Here is a 20,546-nt window from a genome sequence, read left to right as displayed (position 1 = left end):
AACTACGCAAAACAACAACTACAACACAACTAGAACCCATGTTTAACTAATAAATTAAATTTATGATTCCACAATTATTTGTAGAAAGTATCGATTTAGGTGATGGCAGAAACATCACAATCGAGACAGGTCGTTTAGCCAAACAAGCGGATGGATCTGTAGTAGTAAGAATAGGTAAAACTGTTATTTTAGGAACAGTTGTATCTTCAAGAAAAGCAAGTCCAGGTATCGACTTTTTACCACTTACGGTAGATTATCGTGAAAAATTTGCTGCAGCAGGACGTTTTCCTGGTGGTTTCTTCAAAAGAGAAGCGCGTCCAAGCGATAACGAAGTGTTAACAATGCGTTTAGTAGACCGTGTATTGCGTCCACTTTTCCCAGATGATTACCATGCAGAAGTTCAAGTGATGATTCAATTAATGTCTTATGATGAAGATGTGATGCCAGATGCATTAGCAGGTTTAGCCGCTTCAGCAGCATTAGCTTTATCTGACATTCCTTTCGAAACTTTAATTTCTGAAGCTAGAGTTGGAAGAATTGATGGTAAATTCATCATCAATCCAAGTCGCGCACAATTAGCATTATCTGATATTGATATGATGATTGGAGCTTCTATGGATTCTATCGCGATGGTAGAAGGCGAGATGAAAGAAATTTCAGAAGCAGAAATGTTAGAAGCAATTAAATTTGCACACGAACACATTAAAAATCAAATTGCTGCTCAACTACGTTTGCAAGCTGCTTTTGGAAAAAAAGAAGTTCGTACTTACGAAGGAGAAAGAGAAGATGAGGCTATTTATGCTAAAGTAAAAGCAGCATCTTACGATAAAATTTATGCTATTGCAAGCAAAGGTTCTTCAAAACAAGAACGCACTGCTTCATTTGCAGAAGTAAAAGAAGAAGTAAAAGCCTTATTTACAGTAGAAGAATTGGCAGAAAATGGCGATTTAGTTTCTAAATATTTTTACAAAACAAACAAAGAAGCAGTTCGTAACGTAACCTTAGATTTAGGAACACGTTTAGACGGAAGAAAAACTACAGAAATCAGACCAATCTGGTGTGAAGTAGATTATTTACCATCTGTACACGGATCAGCATTGTTTACACGTGGGGAAACTCAAGCCTTGGCAACTGCAACTTTAGGAACTTCTAGAGAAGCAAACCAAATCGACTCTCCATCTGAACAAGGTGAAGAAAAATTCTACTTACATTATAACTTCCCTCCTTTCTCAACTGGTGAAGCTCGTCCTTTAAGAGGAACTTCAAGAAGAGAAGTAGGTCACGGAAACTTGGCTCAAAGAGCATTAAAAAACATGATTCCTGCTGATTGTCCTTATACAATTCGTGTAGTCTCTGAAGTTTTAGAATCTAACGGTTCGTCTTCTATGGCAACAGTTTGTGCTGGAACATTATCATTAATGGATGCTGGTATTCAAATGATTCGTCCAGTTTCTGGAATTGCAATGGGATTAATTACTGATGGAGAACGTTTTGCTGTATTGTCTGACATTCTTGGTGATGAAGATCACTTAGGAGATATGGACTTTAAAGTAACTGGAACTTCAGTAGGAATTACAGCTTGCCAAATGGACATCAAAATAGACGGTTTGAAATATGAGATTATGGAAGCTGCTTTAGCTCAAGCTCGTGACGGTCGTTTACATATTCTTGGAAAATTAATCGAAACTTTAGCTGAGCCAAAAGCGGATGTTAAAGCATATGCTCCAAAAATCATTACAAGAACAATTCCTGGTAACTTTATTGGTGCTTTGATTGGACCTGGTGGAAAAGTAATTCAAGAATTACAAAAAGCTACTGGAACAACTATCGTAATCAACGAAGTAGATGAGCAAGGAGTTATCGAAATCTTAGGGACGGATCCTGCTGGAATTGAGGCAGTATTGGCTAAAATTAAGTCAATCACTTTCAAACCACAAATGGGAGAAGCTTACGAAGTAAAAGTAATCAAAATGCTAGATTTTGGTGCAGTTGTGGAGTACCTTGACGCTCCAGGAAATGAAGTATTACTTCACGTTTCTGAATTGGCTTGGGAAAGAACAGAAAATGTTGCCGATGTAGTAAACATGGGTGATGTATTCATGATTAAATATTTAGGTTTAGATCCTAAAACTCGTAAAGAGAAAGTATCTAGAAAAGCCTTAATGCCAAGACCTCCACGTGAGGAGAAAAAAGAGTAATCAATTCTTAGTTTACTAAAGGTTTATTTATAAAAAATCCCGTTTCATGTATTTGAAACGGGATTTTTGCTTTAAATTAAATTATTTTAGTAACTATTGTAACTTTTTAGTAACTCCATACGTATAATCATTTGTACACTTAAAAATTGAGGAGACAAAAAAAACATGAGACAACTAAAAATCACCAAGCAGGTAACCAATCGTGAAACTGCTTCATTAGACAAGTATTTACAAGAAATTGGAAAAGTTGACCTTATTACCGCTGACGAAGAGGTAGAATTAGCACAAAAGATTAAAGCCGGTGACCAGAAAGCATTAGAGAAATTGACAAAAGCCAATTTACGTTTCGTGGTTTCGGTAGCAAAACAATATCAAAATCAAGGGTTAACACTTCCCGATTTGATTAACGAAGGAAATTTAGGATTGATAAAAGCAGCACAACGTTTTGATGAAACACGTGGTTTCAAATTCATTTCGTATGCCGTTTGGTGGATTCGTCAATCTATATTACAAGCATTGGCTGAACAATCCCGTATCGTTCGTTTGCCTTTGAACAAAATTGGTTCTATCAATAAAATCAACAAAATGTACGCTTTATTAGAGCAATCTAACGAGCGCCCACCATCTGCTGAGGAAATTGCAAAAGAACTTGACATGACCGTAAATGACGTAAAAGAGAGTATGAAAAACTCTGGTCGTCATCTATCAATGGATGCTCCTCTTGTAGAAGGAGAAGATTCAAACCTTTACGATGTATTGCGTTCTGGTGAATCACCAAATCCAGACAGGGAATTAATCCACGAATCATTACGTACTGAAATCGAGCGTTCTTTAGAAACATTGACTCCAAGAGAGGCTGATGTAGTTCGTTTATATTTTGGTCTTGGTGACCAACACCCAATGACTTTAGAGGAAATAGGAGAAACTTTCGACCTAACTCGTGAGCGTGTGCGTCAAATCAAGGAAAAAGCTATCCGCAGATTAAAACACACTTCAAGAAGTAAAATACTAAAAACCTATTTAGGATAAAACAGTCAAAAGTCATAAAGTCAAAAATCATAAAGTTCAACAACAGTATGATTTTTGACTTTCGGCTTTCGACTAATAAGTAACGACGGTCTGATTAACTGTTCGTTTTTTGATTGATGATTGAAACTCCGGCTGATTACCGGAGTTTTATTTTTTAATCTGAATTCATTTCAGATTCCCTTGAACCTATTCCCTTTTTATAATGATTTGGGTGTAACCCTCCGTAAAAACTTCGGATCGGGCTTTCGGCTATATCTCTCCGCTTCGCTACGAGGATGCCGCCTCTATCCCTTACGCGATGTACGGACAATTCGCTAGTCGTATCTACAAAAAAACTTTCGCCAATTGCTGCAAAAAAACTACTTTTGCACAAACAACACAAACTGTAAAGATGCACTGCGGTACGTCTCTATAAAACAACTACACAATGAAGAATACACTTATTGCACCATCAGTGCTTGCTGCCGATTTCGGAAACTTGCAACGCGACATCGAAATGATCAACAACAGTGAAGCCGATTGGTTTCATATTGACATCATGGATGGCGTTTTTGTACCAAACATTTCTTATGGAATGCCAGTTCTGGAAGCTATTAACCGCCATGCAAAAAAAACAATAGACGTTCACTTGATGATTGTGGATCCAGACCGTTACATTAAAACTTTTGCTGAATTAGGCGCAAATGTTCTAAGTGTACACTATGAAGCTTGCACACACCTTCATAGAACGCTACAAGCCATCAAAGCCGAAGGAATGAAAGCTGGGGTTGCTATCAATCCACATACTAATATTGACTTACTGGAAGATGTAATCAATGACATTGATTTAGTTTGTATCATGAGTGTGAATCCAGGTTTTGGAGGACAATCGTTTATAGAAAATACGTATGCTAAAATTGAAAAGCTAAAAGCTTTAATCACTAGAAAAGGTGCAACTACAATGATTGAAGTTGATGGTGGTGTAACCAATAAAAACGCAAAACAATTAGTGGAAGCCGGTGCAGATGTTCTCGTAGCCGGAAGCTTTGTTTTCAAAGCAGAAAACCCAACGCAAACGATACAAGATTTAAAGAAGCTAACAAACTTCTAAAAAAATGGCGCTTAAAGCGCCATTTTTATTTTAAATATTCTTCTTTAAAATTAATCATTCTTGAAATATGAGCATATAATTCAGGATGCTCCTTTTTGAAAACATGGGGAGTTTCATAAAAATGCTCCAAGATAACCGATAAAAATTCGAATTGATTTTCATAAGCATACAATCTAAAATAATCTGTTCGAGTTAACTCGTTATTCAAAACTGGATCGCTGTAATATTTTATTACTTCATTGAATTCATCAAAAAAGATAATCGCACTTGGATCATTACTTCTTAAGCAATGAAAATGCAACACATGAGAGAACTCATGTAAACCCAAATTAATATTATCATTTGAGGTTAAATGTCCCAATAAAAAATCTTCCCACGAAAAAACTACTGCTTTCATTCTAGGATTAAATTCTCCTTTATGATACGCTTGATTCACGGTAGAAAAATAACTGGAAGGATAAATTATTATTTTATTGAATAGCGTAACAAGATAATTTCTCATCCCAAAAGTCAACATCACATACGTTCCCGCAATCAGCATTTTCATTTGTTCCGTAATAACGGTTTCTTTTCCTATAAATTCATATCTAGCAATAAACTCATTTACCCGATGTTCAAAATACACTTTCCGTTTAGAGGAAAGCCTATTGTAAAAGGGAAAATCATTTACTAAAATCTGGCGTTGGCTTGGTTTTAATTTTTTGGAGAAAGGATACCAATGAATATAAAGTGGTTTATTGAACAGTAAAATATAAGCTGGCTCCACTACTCTAAAAATTAAAAGCAGGAGAAATAATGTTCCAAAAAGCACCGAAATGAAAATTTGTAATGACATATTTTATAACTGCTTTAAAATAAAAAATGCTTCAAAATAATTTCAAGGAAACTTGATTTTTTGAAGCATTTCTATTTGTATTTGTGGCCGCGACAGGGTTCGAACCTGAAACCTTAACGCCTCAATTTGACGTTTTAAACAAACACTTAAAAACACTACTAAAAAACCAAATACCTCAACAAATTACAGTAAAACAGTAAGTTAAAACTAATTCTAAACCATAGAATAAAATAGAATACGATTTAATAACACTGACTAATTACTGACTAAATACTGACTAGAATTTTTTTAACTCAAATTAATGTTATAAGTTTGAGTGTTCAAAAGTTCAAATTATGGCAAAGATTAAATTTTTACTTCAAAGTAAATCCGAAAACTCTCAAATATACATTAGAGTTTCAATAAGTCAGAAAGTTTCAATTAAGAAAAAAACTGGATTTACTATAAACTCAAAAGACTGGAGCGAAACAACCGGACTACCAAAACAAAATAATCCCGAAAATAAGAAATTATCCAACAATCTCAAAAAGTTAGATCCGTTTGTTATTGGAAACCTAAACAATGATTTGGCCGGAGGTGTTTTAATTGATGCTTATTGGTTAGAAAATCAAATAAACAATTGTTTTAAACGGGTTGTTAAAACTGATACAGGTTTATTGATTAATCACATACAATACATTCTCGATAATGCAAACACTCGCAAAGTAAGAACAAACGGCGGTGTTAAAATTGGATTGAGTAAGGAAACCATAAAAAACTATACTGTTTTTAAAAATATAGTCTTAGAGTACCAAAACACCATAAAAAAACAAATCCAGTTTATTGAGATCACAAATACCTTTGTTGACAAGTTCACAAACTGGCTAGTTAATACCAAAAAATATTCCTCTAACACAACGGGACGAGAATTACAAATCTTAAAAACTGTTTGCATTGATGCTGAAAAAAACGAAATTCTGATAACACCCTATTCAAAAACAATTCAACATTTTGGAGAAAGCGACAAAGACCGCTATATTCAAACATTATCATTTGAGGAACTGCAGCAAATCAAAAACACCGATTATTCAGATCTTGAACAACTCAAAGAATTTAAAAAGACAAATCCTGAACTTACAAAGAACCTTTCTTTAACACCCGAAACATTAGACAACGCTCGCAACTGGATTTTAATCGGTTGTGAAATTGGACAACGAGGCGGTGATTTACTAAAGATCACAAACGAGAATATTCGATATAAGGGCGGAAATATGTACTTAGATATAATCCAACAGAAAACAAATAAAAGTGTAACCATTGGCATAATTGCGCCTCATGTTATCGAAATAATAGAAAACAATTTACCTAAAGAAATACCACACCAAAAACTAAACGAATATTCAAAAGTAGTTTGTAAACTGGCTGGAATTGTTGAGGTTGTAAAAGGAACGAAACTAAATACTGAAACCAATCGAAAAGAGTTAGGAAACTATCCAAAACATGAATTGATTGCTTCACATTGTTTTAGGCGTTCGTTTGCATCAAATTATTATAAAAAGATCCCGACCGCCGTACTTATTGGAATCACTGGACACTCAAAAGAAAGTTTGTTTTTAACTTATATCAATAAACGTGAAGACAAAGACAGCAACGCAGATTTATTCATGAAATTTTATGAAGACCTTAACAAAGACAAAACCCCAGAAATGAAGTTGATTAAAAACGGAACGAATGACTAACAACTTGTAACCATTCTACATATTTTAGAATCAAACAAATATTTACAACCATATAAAAACCATAAAAATGACTGAAAAACTAAAAAATCAATTACTAGAACTTCAAAAGGAAAAGGATCATGAGTACAGATTAAAGCAATTAAAAGCACTTAGAAAAGAAATCATTTTACTCATATTGAATAAAGAAACAAAGCATGATAAAGAGGTAAAAAATAGATTTAGTGAACTTTTAGATCTAAAATCAATTTGTAAAAATTAATTTAATCATTTATGAAAACAAAATTCTTATTCATCATAATATTATTGAGTAGTTTTAGTTTTGGACAGCAAACAGAGGACCCTATTTTTGATAAACAAGATTGGTTTAAAAGAAGTATGAATGTTATTTATCAAAATCTAAATACCAATGAATTAACCTATAAATGTTATTTTAAAAATAATGAATTTTATGTTACATGTGAATACAGAACAGATTTATTTTATTCGGAGTACAGTACGATTCAGAATGAACTGAATGAATTTAGTAAAGATAGGATTTATAAAATGGCAGAGGAACTGGTAAGATTTAATGGAGGATTAATTAAGGATTTTGAAGAAAATTACAGTGCCAACTATATAAATTTTGAATTCACTAATCTAACCAAAGATTACAAAACAATTGATTATAATTATTATGTAAAGGTGTCAGATCTATATGAAATAGCATCTTATTACAATAAAAAAGACCTTTATAAAATTCTAAAGTAAAAATATTTCAAATGGATTTCATTGATATAGACAATAATAAAATACCCTTTTCAAATAAGGAAATTTACCTTACAATAAAGTATGTTTTAAAAACCGAATCCGAACCTATTAAAAAATGGCTTTTAATATCTCATTTTATCCGTTACATATCAGATGAAAAATTATTGAATAACACTATTGCCCTTTTTGAAGGAATACCATTTTTAGAAACAACATTCGCTCATTTGAATAATTTAGATGGATTCATACAAAGTGAAGAAATTCAAAATAAGATAGACGAAACCAAAATTAAGGCGTGGATTTATTCTCTATCGTTTTGCTGCAGAATATTATTAGAGCAATTTAGTAAATTCATTAAAAATTGTGACATTCCAGAATTACGTTTCAATATAATTGACAGAAAAATAGAACATAACCTATCTGAAATTACAGAATTAATAAAAAGAAAGTCTATTGGCTCTAGAAGAGACGAGGTCCTAGATTTGTCAACTATAAAAGCCCAGGAGGCCGAAATAAAAAAAATGATTCAATCAATGGAAATTATAGATTATAACAATGATACCAATTACTTTCAGGGTGAAATAAAACATTTGGAATCTATTAAAAATAATCTAATCCCGGCATTTGAAACAGAATCAAATATTAAACACGAGCATATTTTTTCAAACAATGGGTTTGAGTTATTTGAATATATTTTAAACGAAAATTTCATAAAACAAAAAGGAATAAAAGGGCGCTATAAACAGTTAAGTTATTTTTATTGGAGATTATTCAATGATAAATACATACATCAAAAATCAGAACCTTTTAAAAACTGGTTTATGAAAACGTACGACGATGAATTTTCTAAAATAAACACCGAAACAGACACTGAAACAGCACAAAGAAAAAAAGATTATTCAACTGCATTAGAATGGTTTAAAACAAACTAATAATATTGTACCGTAAAAAGTACAATTTCGTACTTCCCACAGTACACCAGTATTCAAACATTTGCATATCATTTTTAAACAAACAGATATGCAGACAGTACAATTTATCCAGACAACACCGCAGGAACTACAACTGCAAATTACTGAAGGGGTTAAAATTCAATTAGAAAATTTTCTAAAACACTTCACGCCAAAACAACCAAACGAATATTTGACACGTCAGGAAGTGGCGCAAATGTTCAACGTTGATCTTTCAACAATTCATAATTGGTGCAAGTCAAAAAAACTCAATCCTTTAGGACTTGGATCCAGAGTTTATTTTTTACGTTCAGAAATTGAGGCAAGTCTCAAACCTCTTAACGTATAAGGTTATGAGTACTGGCATCATCCCAAAACCGACTATCCACGTTTACAAGGAAATAAACGAGGGTAAATTTAAAACTACAAAACATTACGAAATTGTTGAGGTAGAAAACGGAACAAAAAAACTATCTGATCTTATTAATATCAATGCAGATCGAGGTTTTGCTAAATCGGCCCCTAACTTTTGGTTAAAAATCAGAGTTGGTAAAAGATGGGTAAACTTTACCGGACTTTTTAAAACTTCTACCCCAGAAACTTATTATGCTGACAAAGGCAGCAACAACCGAAAAGAAGATTTAATAATTGTTAAGTTCATGGACAACGAAAAGACAGTTGTAATTTACTACTTCAGGAACTACTACACAGCAAATTTAGATACAGTACTAAGATTTATAAACTAATAGCAATAAAAAAGGGGATTGTTCAAGTCCCCTTAATATTTGTTCAAAAGTTGTCTTTACTGACATCGCAAAAACATTTCAAATATAATTAAAATGATTGATTTTCTCAAACTATTAACCTTTGATGCTGCATTAATTGATTACTTCAATAGCAATAGCCTTTTAGAATGGGTGAGTAATGAGGACCGGTTTAACCATTTTGATAATGAGGTTATAAATACCAAAACCAAGAAACAGTATAAAGGAATTTATTTCTGTTTCTATTCCAATAAATTAGAGATCTTATTCAAACCTCATTACTATTTTAACGGCAATTTGCACAACGCAAATGATTTTACCGCAATTGATTCTATAAACATCATCAAAGAGTTCAAAACGACGTTTAATGTGTCCCTAACAGATTTAAAAGTGATAAACATAGAATACGGGTTGAATGTAATTTCCTCCATTGATATTAAAGATTTGATTACCTATTTGGCTTACCACGAAAAGAATGAGTTTAGAACGGATATAGGATTACCATTCAGCAAAAAGAGTTATCGGATAGATAAAAACGGCAGAGCAAATCAATACAAAATAATCAAGGCATACGCGAAGGGAATACAGTTTCCAAAGTTCACAGATATTAATACATTCCGATTTGAAGTAAAAAGCAAAGAAAGCAAATACATCAAGGAATTAGGAGTTAAAACCCTTGACGATTTACTAAACAAAGATGCTTATGTACTAATGGCCGACAACATAATCAAAGAATTTGAAAAGGTTTTAATTCTCGATAATCATACAGATATTAAGATTCTTTCAATGGAAGAGCAATTAAAACTTAATGGCTATCTAAATCCTCACGCCTGGTATAAATTTATAAATCAAAGCAGAAATGTTTTTGCTAAAAACAAAACGAGGTACAATAATCTAATAGATAAAACTGGGGATCATTTGAAAAAACAATTAGAAAGAATTATTATTGAAAAACTAGAAGTTTTAAAAAGGGGTGCAATTTCCACACCCAAAGAAAACAATAAAAAGGGTGCAATTTCGACAGTATATATAGATGGAAACTGCACCATAAATGAAATTACAAACTTAAAAGATTGCAGTAACTCAAAAACTTCAATTTGTTTAATTACCGGTTTAAATATTTCAATGCAGAAAGAGGATAGTATATTGCTTTCACATTCTGGACTGAGGTACTACCATAAAAACGAATTAAAAACATTTGAACAAATCAAAAGCCGGTTCTTATCTAAAGTTTGGTTTAAGTCAGACTTTGAAACTCAAATAAAAGAGATTGCGCATAATATCAGGAACACAAACAGTAATAGATCCATTAAACAAAAAAGAATATATCAACCTCGACAATTAAACATTTTAATCAATTTAGAAATTTAAAAAAAAAATCATGGGATACACAGGAGAAAGAAAAAATGAGACTTTAAGAATAGTACTTATTAGATCAGTAGATCAGATTATTGACCATACTAGATTTAACACTTTTAGAATTGATGGTAATTACTACTACGGTAAAGAAGAAGTAGACAATGAATTACGTATTTTAAAAAGCAGAATAGCAGAGGTTATTTCAAAAGCAATTTCTAATAACAAATAAAAACTGAATATGATTTATTCTAATCAAAAATGAAACACATAAAAACGCCCTATATTATTAGGGCATTTTTTATTATAGTAAAAATCGAACCATACTTAAATTGATACTGTAAAAAACTCAAAAAATTTATAATGTTTTTAAAATTCACAACCCCATACCCCTCAATAATTTGAGTTTCCTTTTACGTCACCCCATGCACAAACCCCCATACCCACCCAACAGCAGTAGCATATTACAAATTAAAAATTATTATTATTTTTCTAAATTTTAAAATAAATTTATAATAAAACATTTGTATTCATTATTGAATTGTATCTTTAATTTTATACTACTTTTAACCGTATTACATTGATTATTATTTGAGTGCAAGGAATTTGACTGCATTTCTTTGTACCATTTATTAGCACAGACACAGGTATATAAACAACCCTTACTTAATAGAATATGGAAAAGAAACCAAACTTACCGGAGGCAGACAATAAAGAGAACTCAACTATCAACGAGAATAAGGCAAACGAGAATAACAACGACAAGGATTTTCTTGTACGAATGAAGGCAATGCGGTTGGCAATACGGGAAATGGCAATGAGGAATAAAGCCACAGAAAAGAATTTAAAGAAAAAATAATTAAAAATATAGATTTATTTTGGTAAAAAGCATGTGATTCTTACGGTTTTCGCCAATTACCGACTAAATACTGACTAAGATTAAAAAACAAAAAACGCAATTCCTTAATAAACAAGTAATTGCGTTTAATAACGTGGCCGCGACAGGGTTCGAACCTGCAACCCTCAGAGTCGAAATCTGATATTCTATCCAGTTGAACTACGCAGCCATTTGATTTGCAATTTAGGATTTTGAAATTCTAAATCGTAAATCATGAATAATTTATGTCAATAATTTTTTAACTATTGTAGAAATGGTTTTTCCTTCGGCTGTTCCACCTAATTGTGCTGCAGCTAATCCCATTACTTTTCCCATTGAAGCAATTCCTGACGCACCCGTTTCTGCAATAATTTTAGCTATTACAGCTTCAACTTCAGCTTCGCTTAATTGTGCCGGCAAGAATTTTTCAATTACTGCAATTTGAGCCAATTCTGGTTCAGCTAAATCCAAACGATTTTGTTCTGTAAAAATTCTAGCACTTTCCTTACGGGTTTTTACTAATCTTTGAAGCAATTTAACTTCATCGTCTTCCGTTATTTCTTCCTTAGATCCTGTAGCTGTTTGCGCTAATAGGATTTCAGATTTAATAGCTCTTAAAGCTTCTAATGCAATTGTATCTTTGGCTCTCATGGCGGTTTTCATTTCGTCCATGATTTGTACTGATAAACTCATATTCTTTATTGTTAATTTGGTTAATCGATTATTTGTTTAATCGATTGTAAAATGCTAATTATGGAAACAATTCTTTTTTTGCCCCAGATGGAGTGTAAAGCCTTTTAGGAGAAAATGTATTTTTTCATGGACTTAAAAAGCGACTTTAGAAGCTCTTTTAAGGGCGTAGAAAAAAACATTTTTGATAAAAAGCTTGAAACGACAGCTGGATTAAGGCCCGACAAAATTAAAGAAATTTACTGTAATTAACAATAGATTGCTTTGTTGCTCGAAACGACAAAAAAATAACCCGAAAATTAAATGAATTTTCGGGCTACCTCATTTTGGTTTGAGTTAGTTAGTCTACGTTGTCATGTAAATACGAGTTGTTAGAACGCAACTGCAAATCGTTGTTGCTGTCTGTTCCCACAGAAATTCTCGAATTTGTATTATTGGCTTGATTGTTTGAAATATCTATTCCCAATCTTTTATAAGCCGGTTCTTTTTCATATTCATCAATTTTAGAAACATTATTATGAAACTTATAATTGAATTCTTTTAATTTTTTTCTTCTTTCATCGGCTCTCATTCTCAATGATTCCTCGATTGTCATTTCCATAGGAGAAATAGTATCAAAGTCAACAGGTGTATTTACTGATGTATCAACTTGTTTCATTGTGATGTTTAACTCAGCCGGAATAACAACTTCTGGAGTTTTAGCAACTGGCTTAGCCATGAAATCATGCTCTGGCTCCATGTACTCTTCAAGAGAATATTTGATAATTCCATTATCAGTCAATTCTGTCACAGGAACAAATTGAACCGCTTCATTTACTTTGATATCACGAGTTTCATTCGTCAATTCAAACATTACTTTGCTTTCTTCAACTTGCGCTACCGGTTCTGCTTTGAAAAGTGGCAAATCAAAAGAGAAAGTAGTTTGTTCTTGTCTTTCGATAACTTTTGGCTGTACTGCTTTTACTTCTGCTACTGGAGATGAAATTGTAAAATCAATATCAGTAATAGGAGAAACAATTTCGAAAGTCACGTCTAAATTTTTAATAAATTCAGACATTACCATCAATTCTTCCTTGTTGATTGCTGGTGCAGGTGCTGTAACCACTGGTTCAGGAGCAACTACCGTATCTTCTAATAAATCAAAAACTACTCTTTCATTTGAATTAGAAGCTGGAGATTCTGTATTTAAATCAAAAGCTGCAACCGTTTTATTACTTAGATTATGAACACTTCTTTGTTCATCTTCTAATGTGTGTATAATTTTTTTTGGCTCAGTATTTACGATTTCGTTTTGTTGTTCAATATCAAAGCCTGTAGCAATAATGGTAACTGCAATAGCATCTCCAAGTGATTCGTCTTCACCAACCCCCATGATAATATTGGCATTATGTCCTGCTTCAACTTGAATATGGTCATTGATTTCTCCAATTTCGTCAATTGTAATTTCATTAGTTCCAGAAACGATAAGCAACAATACGTTTTTGGCACCTGTAATTTTATTGTCATTTAACAATGGAGAGTCTAAAGCAGCAACAATGGCTTCCTTAGCTCTATTTTCACCAGAAGAAACAGAAGATCCCATAATAGCAGTTCCACTATTAAACAATACTGTTTTAGCATCTCTTAAATCGATATTTTGAGTATAGTGATGCGTAATTACTTCAGCAATACCTCTTGAGGCTGTTGCTAAAACTTCATCTGCTTTTGAAAATCCTGCTTTGAAACCAAGATTACCATACACTTCTCTTAATTTATTGTTGTTGATAACAATTAAAGAGTCAACTTGTTTACGCAATTTTTCAATACCAATTAAGGCTTGTTCCTGACGCACTTTCCCTTCAAACAAGAAAGGTAATGTCACAATCCCTACAGTAAGAATATCTCTTTCTTTAGCCAATTGTGCAATTACAGGTGCAGCTCCAGTTCCAGTACCACCGCCCATTCCGGCAGTGATGAATACCATTTTAGTATTTCTATCCAACATTTTTTCAATCTCGGAAATACTTTCAATAGCGGATTGCTGTCCTACATCTGGGTTTGCTCCAGCACCAAGTCCTTCAGTCAAATGTACTCCTAACTGAATTTTGTTAGGCACAGAACTGCTTTGTAAGGCCTGAGAATCCGTATTACATACGATAAAATCTACGCCTTTAATCCCTTGCTTAAACATGTGATTTATGGCGTTACTTCCGCCTCCACCTACACCAATAACTTTGATTACATTTGATTGGTTCTTTGGTAAATCAAATGAAATACTTCCAAATTCTGAGTTGCTCATCATTTTATTTGGTTTTTGATATTTATATTATTTTTTGATTTTTAATTCTTTTTACTTGGGGCAAAAAGAATTAAAAACAATATTTTTTATTACTTCTAAATTATTCTGCATTATCTAAGAAATCCTTAATCTTATCCACATAACGGTCAAAGAAATTTCTTTGTATCCTGTTTACGGTAGAATTATGTTTCTCATTTGAGTTTTCATCCTCTTCCTCTTCCTCAAGAACTTCATTGACCATTGGATTTTGAACTACTACCTGCCTGTATACGGGAGGAGCTTTCGGCTGTTCAATAGCGTCCATTCTTACCGCACTCTGTGTTTTATTCTCAATGCTTTTCATTACTAATCCAACTGCAGTAGCATACAAAGGGCTTGAAATTTCCTCATCTGAGTTCCCAGCTAAATGTTCGTTTGGATATCCTATTCTCGTATCCATCCCTGTAATATATTCCACTAACTGTTTGATGTGTTTCAATTGAGCACCGCCACCAGTAAGTACAATTCCGGCAATTAGTTTTTTACGAGGATCTTCGTGTCCATAAGCTTTTACTTCAGTAAAAACCTGATCAACAATTTCTACAACACGAGCATGGATTATTTTAGATAAATTTTTCAAAGAAATCTCTTTTGGCTCTCTACCTCTTAATCCCGGAATAGAAACAATCTCGTTGTCTTTATTTTCTCCTGGCCATGCTGATCCAAATTTAACTTTCAATAATTCAGCTTGTTTTTCAATAATCGAACATCCTTCTTTGATATCATCTGTAATCACATTTCCTCCAAAAGGAATTACCGCAGTGTGACGAATAATACCATCTTTGAAAATAGCCAAATCTGTTGTTCCACCACCAATATCGATAAGCGCAACTCCAGCTTCTTTTTCTTCCTGGCTCAAAACTGCATCTGCCGAAGCCAAGGGTTCCAATGTCAACCCTGACAGTTCGATTCCAGAACTTTGAATACATCTCCCAACATTACGAATCGATGAAGCTTGTCCCACTACAACATGAAAACTAGACTCTAATCTTCCACCATACATTCCTATAGGCTCTTTGATTTCAGATTGTCCGTCAATTTTAAATTCTTGTGGCAAAACATGTATAATTTCTTCGCCGGGTAACATTGCCAATTTATTCACTTGGTCAATCAAAAGCTGAATATCATTCCCTCCAATTACTTCTTCGGGATTGTTTCTGCTGATATAATCTGTATGCTGAATACTACGGATGTGTTGTCCCGCAATTCCTACAACTACATCTTTTATTTTATAGCCTGAATTATTTTCGGCTTCTTGAATCGCTTGCTGTATTGATTGTATGGTTTGAGTGATATTATTTACCACACCTCTAGCCACTCCTAAACTTTTAGATTTACCTACACCTAAAATTTCTAGTTTCCCGTATTCATTTTTCTTGCCTATCATGGCAACTATTTTAGTTGTCCCAATATCTAGACCTACTGCAATATTCTCTTTTTCCATTATCTATTATTTAGTGCAAACTACTTGTTCCGTAAATCGGAGGTCAATTTTTTTATATTTATACAACGAACTATCTAAAACCGCTTTTTGAAAAAAAGCTTTATAATTCTTGAATTTACGCTCCACATTTATCACTCTACCAAAATCAATTTGATAATCAAAATTTCTATTGAGCATTTTTAAGCTTCCATTAGGCATAATTTGAATTCCGATGATGTTTTTTTTCAAAAACGCATCGTCATAGATTAAGCGAAATAAATCGGATAAATCTTCGTTATTTTTTTTATTTATTCCCCCTGAAACAAGTGGAACTCTAGCTGTAAAATTAGTTGACAAGGGCATTCTATTTCCTTCGTAATCAATATAAAAAGAACCATTTTTGTCAAAAACTCTAGCAATAGGAGTCTTTTGTTTCACCACTGCTTTTAACACACCGTCAATACTCACAAATACATCTGATTCTTCAATCATTTCTTGTGCATTGAGAGTTGTTTCCAGCTTATTCAAATCTAAATTAACTTTTTGAATGCTTGATGCATCTTTTTTATTTTCTATTAACAATTTATTAACCGTTTCTTGCTTTACAAAAGGAGCGTTATCTCCTACAAAAATAACAATAGATTTGGTCAATTTTCTACCTGCATTACGATTTGACGTAAACGAAAACAGAAAAATTACCAACACAAACATCAGTAATAATCGAATATTTGTCCAGTTAAAGAGTTTCATTTATCGCTTTTTTAATTGATGGTACTAATTCTCCAATATCTCCAGCTCCAATTGTAACAATAATCGATGCATCACTTGCTAAAATTGACGCAATCAAATCACCTTTATTTACAATTTTCTTATGATTATTTGTCATTTTATCCATCAGCCACTGTGAGTTTATTCCTTCCATTGGCAATTCACGGGCCGGATAAATATCCAATAAAATAATGTCATCAAAAGACGATAAACTTTTGGCAAAATCATCAGCAAAATCTCTCGTTCTACTAAACAAATGGGGTTGAAAAATTGCTAAAACTTTTTGGTTTGGATACAATTCTCGAACCGCCTGATGTACTGCGTTTATCTCCGTTGGGTGATGGGCATAATCATCAATATAAACCTTAGCTTCTGTTTTAATCTGATAAGAAAATCTTCTTTTAATTCCCTGAAATGATGCAATGGCTTTTGCAATGGCATCGGTTGGGGTGCCGAATAATTTTGCCATTGCGATAGCCATTAATGCATTCATTAAATTATGTCTTCCCGGCAAACCAAAATGCAAATCTTTGATTACTTCCGTAGGAGTTTGCACATCAAAAACATAGCTGCCATTTCCTATTCTAACGTTAAAAGCTTTGAAAACTGCATCTTCGTTTACAGCACAGGTTACGCCTTCTAGTGGCAATTCTTTTGTTATAAAAAGATTGCTCTTATCTTCTATTTTCGAGGCAAATTCAAGAAAAGATTCTTCAATCGCTTCACTGGTTCCATAAATATCCAAATGATCCGCATCCATAGAAGTTATGCAGGCAATATTAGGGTGCAAATGCAGAAACGAACGATCAAATTCATCTGCTTCAACAACAGTTACTGTTTTTCCGTTTCCTATTAAATTCGAATTATAATTCTCAACAATTCCACCTATAAAAGCAGTAACATCAGCACCACTTTCGTTCAAAATATGTCCTAAAATTCCTGATGTAGTTGTTTTTCCATGCGTTCCGGCAACTGCAAAACAAAAAGTGTCTTTTGTAATTATCCCTAAAACCTCCGCTCTTTTTTTAACTTGAAAATCTCTCTCCAAGAAATAATTCCACTCTGAATGCGTCTTAGGAACAGCCGGTGTAATAATCACCAACGTATTTTCTATGTAAAAATCTTTTGGAATCGCATCAATGCTGTCTTCAAAATGAATTGAAATTCCACTTTCTATTAATTCATTAGTAAGAGCCGATGGTGTTTTATCATAACCCGAGACATTCTTGCCCAGATTCTTGAAATAACGAGCCAAATTACTCATCCCAATGCCTCCGATTCCGATAAAATAGACGTTATGTATTTGATTTAAGTTCATTTTATTTTGAGTCTTTGGTGTATTATCTTTTTTATTTCTATCTAATTAACTTTACTATTTCATCAACAATTTGTTTTGTTGCTTCTGGCATAGCCAATAATTTTATATTTTCACTCAGCTGATTTTGCTTTCCCTGATCTTTCAGTAAGACTTCAAAAACAAGACTGAATTGTGAATCAAGCTCCGATTCTTTGAGCATTAACGCGCCTTTTTTATCGACTATCGCTTGTGCGTTTTTAGTTTGATGGTCTTCGGCAACATTTGGGGACGGAATAAAAATTACTGGTTTGCCCACGATGCACAACTCCGAAACGGATGATGCACCCGCGCGCGAAATAACAATATCTGCCGCTGCATAAACTAAATCCATTCTTTCAATAAAAGCGACAACCTGAACATTAGCTGAATTGTATTTTTTATAATCTTCTAAATACAACTTTCCGCATTGCCAGATCACCTGAACATTTTGAGAAAGCATATTGGCTAACTCTTTTTCGATTAATTGGTTTACTCTTCTTGCTCCAAGGCTTCCTCCAAGAACCAACAATGTTTTTTTATTTGGATCTAAATTAAAATATTGAATAGCGCTATCTCTTTTGCTTTCGATATCAATTAAATCCTGACGCACTGGATTTCCAGTTAAAATCATTTTCTCTTTTGGAAAAAAGCGTTCCAAATTTTCGTAAGCAACACAAATTTTGTTTGCTTTTTTACTCAACAGTTTATTGGTAATTCCCGGAAAGGAATTTTGTTCTTGAATCACTGTTGGAATTCCTGCAATAGCGGCAACTTGTAATAGCGGGCCACTTGCAAAACCACCTGTTCCAATAACCACATCTGGCTTGAACTGTTTGATTATTCTTCTTGCTTTTAACAAACTTGAAAGCAACTTAATTGGAAAAAGAGCATTGTCAAATGTCAGTCTACGCTGTAAACCTGATATCCAAAGTCCTTTAATATTGTAACCTGCCTGAGGTACTTTTTGCATTTCCATTTTGTCTTTGGCACCTACAAAAAGAAATTCGGCATCAGGAAAACGATATTTTAATTCATTTGCAATAGCAATTGCCGGATAGATATGTCCTCCCGTTCCGCCACCACTTAATATGAATTTATACTGTTTCATTTTTATTAATTTCTAATTTTCTAAAGCGACTTATTTATTCAAAACCGCATGCATTGGATTCTTTGCTTTATCTTCTATCGAATAATTTTCGGCTACTACCTCTTCCTCTTCTAATTCCCTGTCAATTAATTTTTGAAGTGCTTCTTCTCTTTTAGCAGCGTCTTTCAATTCCTGCGCAATTTCTTCTTCTTTTTTCGTAACACTAATGATGATTCCAAGTGCAAAACAAGTCATCCAGATGGAGCTTCCTCCACTACTGATTAAAGGTAATGTTTGTCCCGTAACAGGTAATAACTCAACCGCGACAGCCATATTTACCATTGCCTGAAATATCATGGGAAAACCCAATCCCACAACTACTAATTTCCCGAATAGTGAATTGGCTTTGTGCGATGCTATTACAAATCGAAACAACAACAATAAATATAATGTCAATACTCCTAAACCGCCTATTAGTCCATATTCTTCAACGATTATGGCAAAAATAAAATCGGAAGAAGATTGAGGCAAAAAGTTCTTTTGAACACTTTTTCCTGGGCCTAATCCATATATTTTTCCGGAAGCTATTGCAATTTTAGCTTTCTCTATTTGATAATCATCTTCATCCGGTTTATCACTAGTAAAATTATCAATACGACTGATCCAAGTATCGACACGGTTAGGGAAAGCATCTGGAAAAGCTTTAGCAACAAGGATAAAAAATGCCAGAAACACAATTCCTGAACCTACTACAATTCCTATATAACGCAACGGATATTTTCCAATAAAAACCAACATCAGCACCATGGAAAAAATTAATGCCGTAGTAGAAAAATTGGCTGGAAGAATAAATATTAACGTAATAAATACCGGCAACCAAAGCTCCCAAATAGAAGACTTAAAAGAAATAGGAATTTCTCTGGTTTTAGACAAATAACGGGCTACAAAAATAAACAACACCATTGCTGCCAATGTTGACGTTTGAAACGTAACCCCTATAAACGGTACTTGAATCCATCGACTGGCATTAGCACCAGCAATAACGGTTCCTTTTATTAATGTGTAGGCCAATAATACCCAAACAATATACAGCGCTCCTTTAGAAACAGCCTTGAAATAGTGGTAAGGTACTTTATGCACCATAAAAATTATGGTGAAACCAATACAAATATGCACGATATGTTTAACTAAATAGCCTAATGTATTTCCGTTTCCTTGACCAATATAAGCCAAATTACTACTAGCACTAAAAACAGGCATAAATGAAAACAAGGCTAATAAGGCCACGAATGACCAAATCCCTTTATCTCCTTTTAAATTGCTGACTAGTTGTTTCATTCTTTCTTTTTGTTTAAAGTTTT

Annotated in this window: 20 protein-coding genes and 1 tRNA gene; 12 read left to right on the top strand and 9 right to left on the bottom strand. The window is 33.3% G+C overall.

The features are described 5' to 3' along the window. Positions 1-62: 62 nt before the first annotated feature. From QLS97_RS05085 to rpe, 3 genes are all read left to right on the top strand, one after another. The gene (locus tag QLS97_RS05085; protein ID WP_282714670.1) at positions 63-2,198 is read left to right on the top strand and encodes a polyribonucleotide nucleotidyltransferase; all 2,136 of its coding nucleotides are present in this window, start codon (positions 63-65) and stop codon (positions 2,196-2,198) included. A gap of 165 nt (positions 2,199-2,363) precedes the next feature. Next, positions 2,364-3,227, top strand: a complete 864-nt coding sequence (locus QLS97_RS05080) for a sigma-70 family RNA polymerase sigma factor (protein ID WP_007137700.1) — start codon at positions 2,364-2,366, stop codon at positions 3,225-3,227. Between the two features lie 427 nt (positions 3,228-3,654). Continuing rightward, on the top strand, positions 3,655-4,317 hold the full coding sequence (rpe, locus tag QLS97_RS05075) for a ribulose-phosphate 3-epimerase (RefSeq protein ID WP_282714668.1): 663 nt from the start codon (positions 3,655-3,657) through the stop codon (positions 4,315-4,317). Between the two features lie 25 nt (positions 4,318-4,342). Here rpe and QLS97_RS05070 read toward each other — a convergent pair whose 3' ends face one another. After that, on the bottom strand, positions 4,343-5,152 hold the full coding sequence (locus QLS97_RS05070; RefSeq protein WP_282714665.1) for a zinc-dependent peptidase: 810 nt from the start codon (positions 5,150-5,152) through the stop codon (positions 4,343-4,345). 335 nt (positions 5,153-5,487) lie between these two features. On the opposite strand from QLS97_RS05070, the gene QLS97_RS05065 reads away from it, so the two are divergent. The 9 genes from QLS97_RS05065 (at position 5,488) to QLS97_RS05025 (ending at position 11,546) form a co-directional block, all read left to right on the top strand. After that, positions 5,488-6,870: a phage integrase SAM-like domain-containing protein gene (locus tag QLS97_RS05065; RefSeq protein ID WP_282714663.1), complete on the top strand. Its 1,383-nt coding sequence runs from the start codon at positions 5,488-5,490 to the stop codon at positions 6,868-6,870. A gap of 67 nt (positions 6,871-6,937) precedes the next feature. Continuing rightward, the gene (locus QLS97_RS05060; RefSeq protein WP_282714661.1) at positions 6,938-7,129 is read left to right on the top strand and encodes a hypothetical protein; all 192 of its coding nucleotides are present in this window, start codon (positions 6,938-6,940) and stop codon (positions 7,127-7,129) included. Between the two features lie 11 nt (positions 7,130-7,140). Continuing rightward, the gene (locus tag QLS97_RS05055; protein WP_282714660.1) at positions 7,141-7,617 is read left to right on the top strand and encodes a hypothetical protein; all 477 of its coding nucleotides are present in this window, start codon (positions 7,141-7,143) and stop codon (positions 7,615-7,617) included. An 11-nt stretch (positions 7,618-7,628) separates the two neighbouring features. Further along, entirely contained in the window at positions 7,629-8,549 is a 921-nt protein-coding gene (locus tag QLS97_RS05050) for a hypothetical protein (protein WP_282714659.1), read from the top strand. An 88-nt stretch (positions 8,550-8,637) separates the two neighbouring features. Continuing rightward, a complete protein-coding gene (locus QLS97_RS05045) occupies positions 8,638-8,916 on the top strand; it encodes a helix-turn-helix domain-containing protein (protein ID WP_282714658.1) in 279 nt (92 codons plus the stop codon). A 4-nt stretch (positions 8,917-8,920) separates the two neighbouring features. Continuing rightward, a complete protein-coding gene (locus QLS97_RS05040; protein ID WP_282714657.1) occupies positions 8,921-9,313 on the top strand; it encodes a hypothetical protein in 393 nt (130 codons plus the stop codon). Between the two features lie 93 nt (positions 9,314-9,406). Then, positions 9,407-10,702: a hypothetical protein gene (locus tag QLS97_RS05035; protein ID WP_282714656.1), complete on the top strand. Its 1,296-nt coding sequence runs from the start codon at positions 9,407-9,409 to the stop codon at positions 10,700-10,702. 10 nt (positions 10,703-10,712) lie between these two features. Next, the gene (locus QLS97_RS05030) at positions 10,713-10,919 is read left to right on the top strand and encodes a hypothetical protein (protein WP_282714654.1); all 207 of its coding nucleotides are present in this window, start codon (positions 10,713-10,715) and stop codon (positions 10,917-10,919) included. Positions 10,920-11,363: 444 nt separating this feature from the next. Then, positions 11,364-11,546 (top strand): hypothetical protein, encoded by a 183-nt coding sequence (locus QLS97_RS05025; RefSeq protein WP_282714653.1) that lies wholly within the window; start codon positions 11,364-11,366, stop codon positions 11,544-11,546. A 134-nt stretch (positions 11,547-11,680) separates the two neighbouring features. Here the strand turns inward: QLS97_RS05025 and QLS97_RS05020 are convergent. The 8 genes from QLS97_RS05020 to QLS97_RS04985 form a co-directional block, all read right to left on the bottom strand. After that, positions 11,681-11,754 (bottom strand) — tRNA-Arg (locus tag QLS97_RS05020). Positions 11,755-11,807: 53 nt separating this feature from the next. After that, entirely contained in the window at positions 11,808-12,257 is a 450-nt protein-coding gene (locus QLS97_RS05015; protein ID WP_282714651.1) for a GatB/YqeY domain-containing protein, read from the bottom strand. 337 nt (positions 12,258-12,594) lie between these two features. Then, positions 12,595-14,535 carry a cell division protein FtsZ gene (gene ftsZ, locus QLS97_RS05010; protein WP_282714650.1) on the bottom strand — a complete coding sequence of 647 codons (1,941 nt, stop codon included), beginning with the start codon at positions 14,533-14,535 and terminating at the stop codon, positions 12,595-12,597. Between the two features lie 97 nt (positions 14,536-14,632). After that, on the bottom strand, positions 14,633-16,015 hold the full coding sequence (gene ftsA, locus QLS97_RS05005) for a cell division protein FtsA (protein ID WP_282714648.1): 1,383 nt from the start codon (positions 16,013-16,015) through the stop codon (positions 14,633-14,635). 6 nt (positions 16,016-16,021) lie between these two features. Then, positions 16,022-16,744 (bottom strand): cell division protein FtsQ/DivIB, encoded by a 723-nt coding sequence (locus tag QLS97_RS05000; protein WP_282714646.1) that lies wholly within the window; start codon positions 16,742-16,744, stop codon positions 16,022-16,024. After that, complete coding sequence (gene murC, locus QLS97_RS04995; protein ID WP_282714644.1) at positions 16,731-18,080, bottom strand: UDP-N-acetylmuramate--L-alanine ligase; 1,350 nt, start codon at positions 18,078-18,080, stop codon at positions 16,731-16,733. The genes QLS97_RS05000 and murC overlap by 14 nt, the downstream gene beginning before the upstream one ends. Positions 18,081-18,117: 37 nt before the next feature. Beyond that, positions 18,118-19,206: an undecaprenyldiphospho-muramoylpentapeptide beta-N-acetylglucosaminyltransferase gene (murG, locus tag QLS97_RS04990; RefSeq protein ID WP_282714642.1), complete on the bottom strand. Its 1,089-nt coding sequence runs from the start codon at positions 19,204-19,206 to the stop codon at positions 18,118-18,120. 30 nt (positions 19,207-19,236) lie between these two features. Further along, the gene (locus QLS97_RS04985; protein WP_282714641.1) at positions 19,237-20,523 is read right to left on the bottom strand and encodes an FtsW/RodA/SpoVE family cell cycle protein; all 1,287 of its coding nucleotides are present in this window, start codon (positions 20,521-20,523) and stop codon (positions 19,237-19,239) included. Positions 20,524-20,546: the final 23 nt, after the last annotated feature.

This window comes from Flavobacterium yafengii, from assembly GCF_030010375.1.
GTDB lineage: Bacteria > Bacteroidota > Bacteroidia > Flavobacteriales > Flavobacteriaceae > Flavobacterium > Flavobacterium yafengii.
Note: the sequence above shows the minus strand (reverse complement) of the source record. Positions and strands in the feature narration are given on the sequence as shown.

Coding starts and splice junctions, on each gene's coding strand:
- QLS97_RS05085 (WP_282714670.1), top strand. CDS start 63: ATGATTCCACAATTATTTGTAGAAAGTATCGATTTAGGTGATGGCAGA.
- QLS97_RS05080 (WP_007137700.1), top strand. CDS start 2,364: ATGAGACAACTAAAAATCACCAAGCAGGTAACCAATCGTGAAACTGCT.
- rpe (WP_282714668.1), top strand. CDS start 3,655: ATGAAGAATACACTTATTGCACCATCAGTGCTTGCTGCCGATTTCGGA.
- QLS97_RS05070 (WP_282714665.1), bottom strand. CDS start 5,152: ATGTCATTACAAATTTTCATTTCGGTGCTTTTTGGAACATTATTTCTC.
- QLS97_RS05065 (WP_282714663.1), top strand. CDS start 5,488: ATGGCAAAGATTAAATTTTTACTTCAAAGTAAATCCGAAAACTCTCAA.
- QLS97_RS05060 (WP_282714661.1), top strand. CDS start 6,938: ATGACTGAAAAACTAAAAAATCAATTACTAGAACTTCAAAAGGAAAAG.
- QLS97_RS05055 (WP_282714660.1), top strand. CDS start 7,141: ATGAAAACAAAATTCTTATTCATCATAATATTATTGAGTAGTTTTAGT.
- QLS97_RS05050 (WP_282714659.1), top strand. CDS start 7,629: ATGGATTTCATTGATATAGACAATAATAAAATACCCTTTTCAAATAAG.
- QLS97_RS05045 (WP_282714658.1), top strand. CDS start 8,638: ATGCAGACAGTACAATTTATCCAGACAACACCGCAGGAACTACAACTG.
- QLS97_RS05040 (WP_282714657.1), top strand. CDS start 8,921: ATGAGTACTGGCATCATCCCAAAACCGACTATCCACGTTTACAAGGAA.
- QLS97_RS05035 (WP_282714656.1), top strand. CDS start 9,407: ATGATTGATTTTCTCAAACTATTAACCTTTGATGCTGCATTAATTGAT.
- QLS97_RS05030 (WP_282714654.1), top strand. CDS start 10,713: ATGGGATACACAGGAGAAAGAAAAAATGAGACTTTAAGAATAGTACTT.
- QLS97_RS05025 (WP_282714653.1), top strand. CDS start 11,364: ATGGAAAAGAAACCAAACTTACCGGAGGCAGACAATAAAGAGAACTCA.
- QLS97_RS05015 (WP_282714651.1), bottom strand. CDS start 12,257: ATGAGTTTATCAGTACAAATCATGGACGAAATGAAAACCGCCATGAGA.
- ftsZ (WP_282714650.1), bottom strand. CDS start 14,535: ATGATGAGCAACTCAGAATTTGGAAGTATTTCATTTGATTTACCAAAG.
- ftsA (WP_282714648.1), bottom strand. CDS start 16,015: ATGGAAAAAGAGAATATTGCAGTAGGTCTAGATATTGGGACAACTAAA.
- QLS97_RS05000 (WP_282714646.1), bottom strand. CDS start 16,744: ATGAAACTCTTTAACTGGACAAATATTCGATTATTACTGATGTTTGTG.
- murC (WP_282714644.1), bottom strand. CDS start 18,080: ATGAACTTAAATCAAATACATAACGTCTATTTTATCGGAATCGGAGGC.
- murG (WP_282714642.1), bottom strand. CDS start 19,206: ATGAAACAGTATAAATTCATATTAAGTGGTGGCGGAACGGGAGGACAT.
- QLS97_RS04985 (WP_282714641.1), bottom strand. CDS start 20,523: ATGAAACAACTAGTCAGCAATTTAAAAGGAGATAAAGGGATTTGGTCA.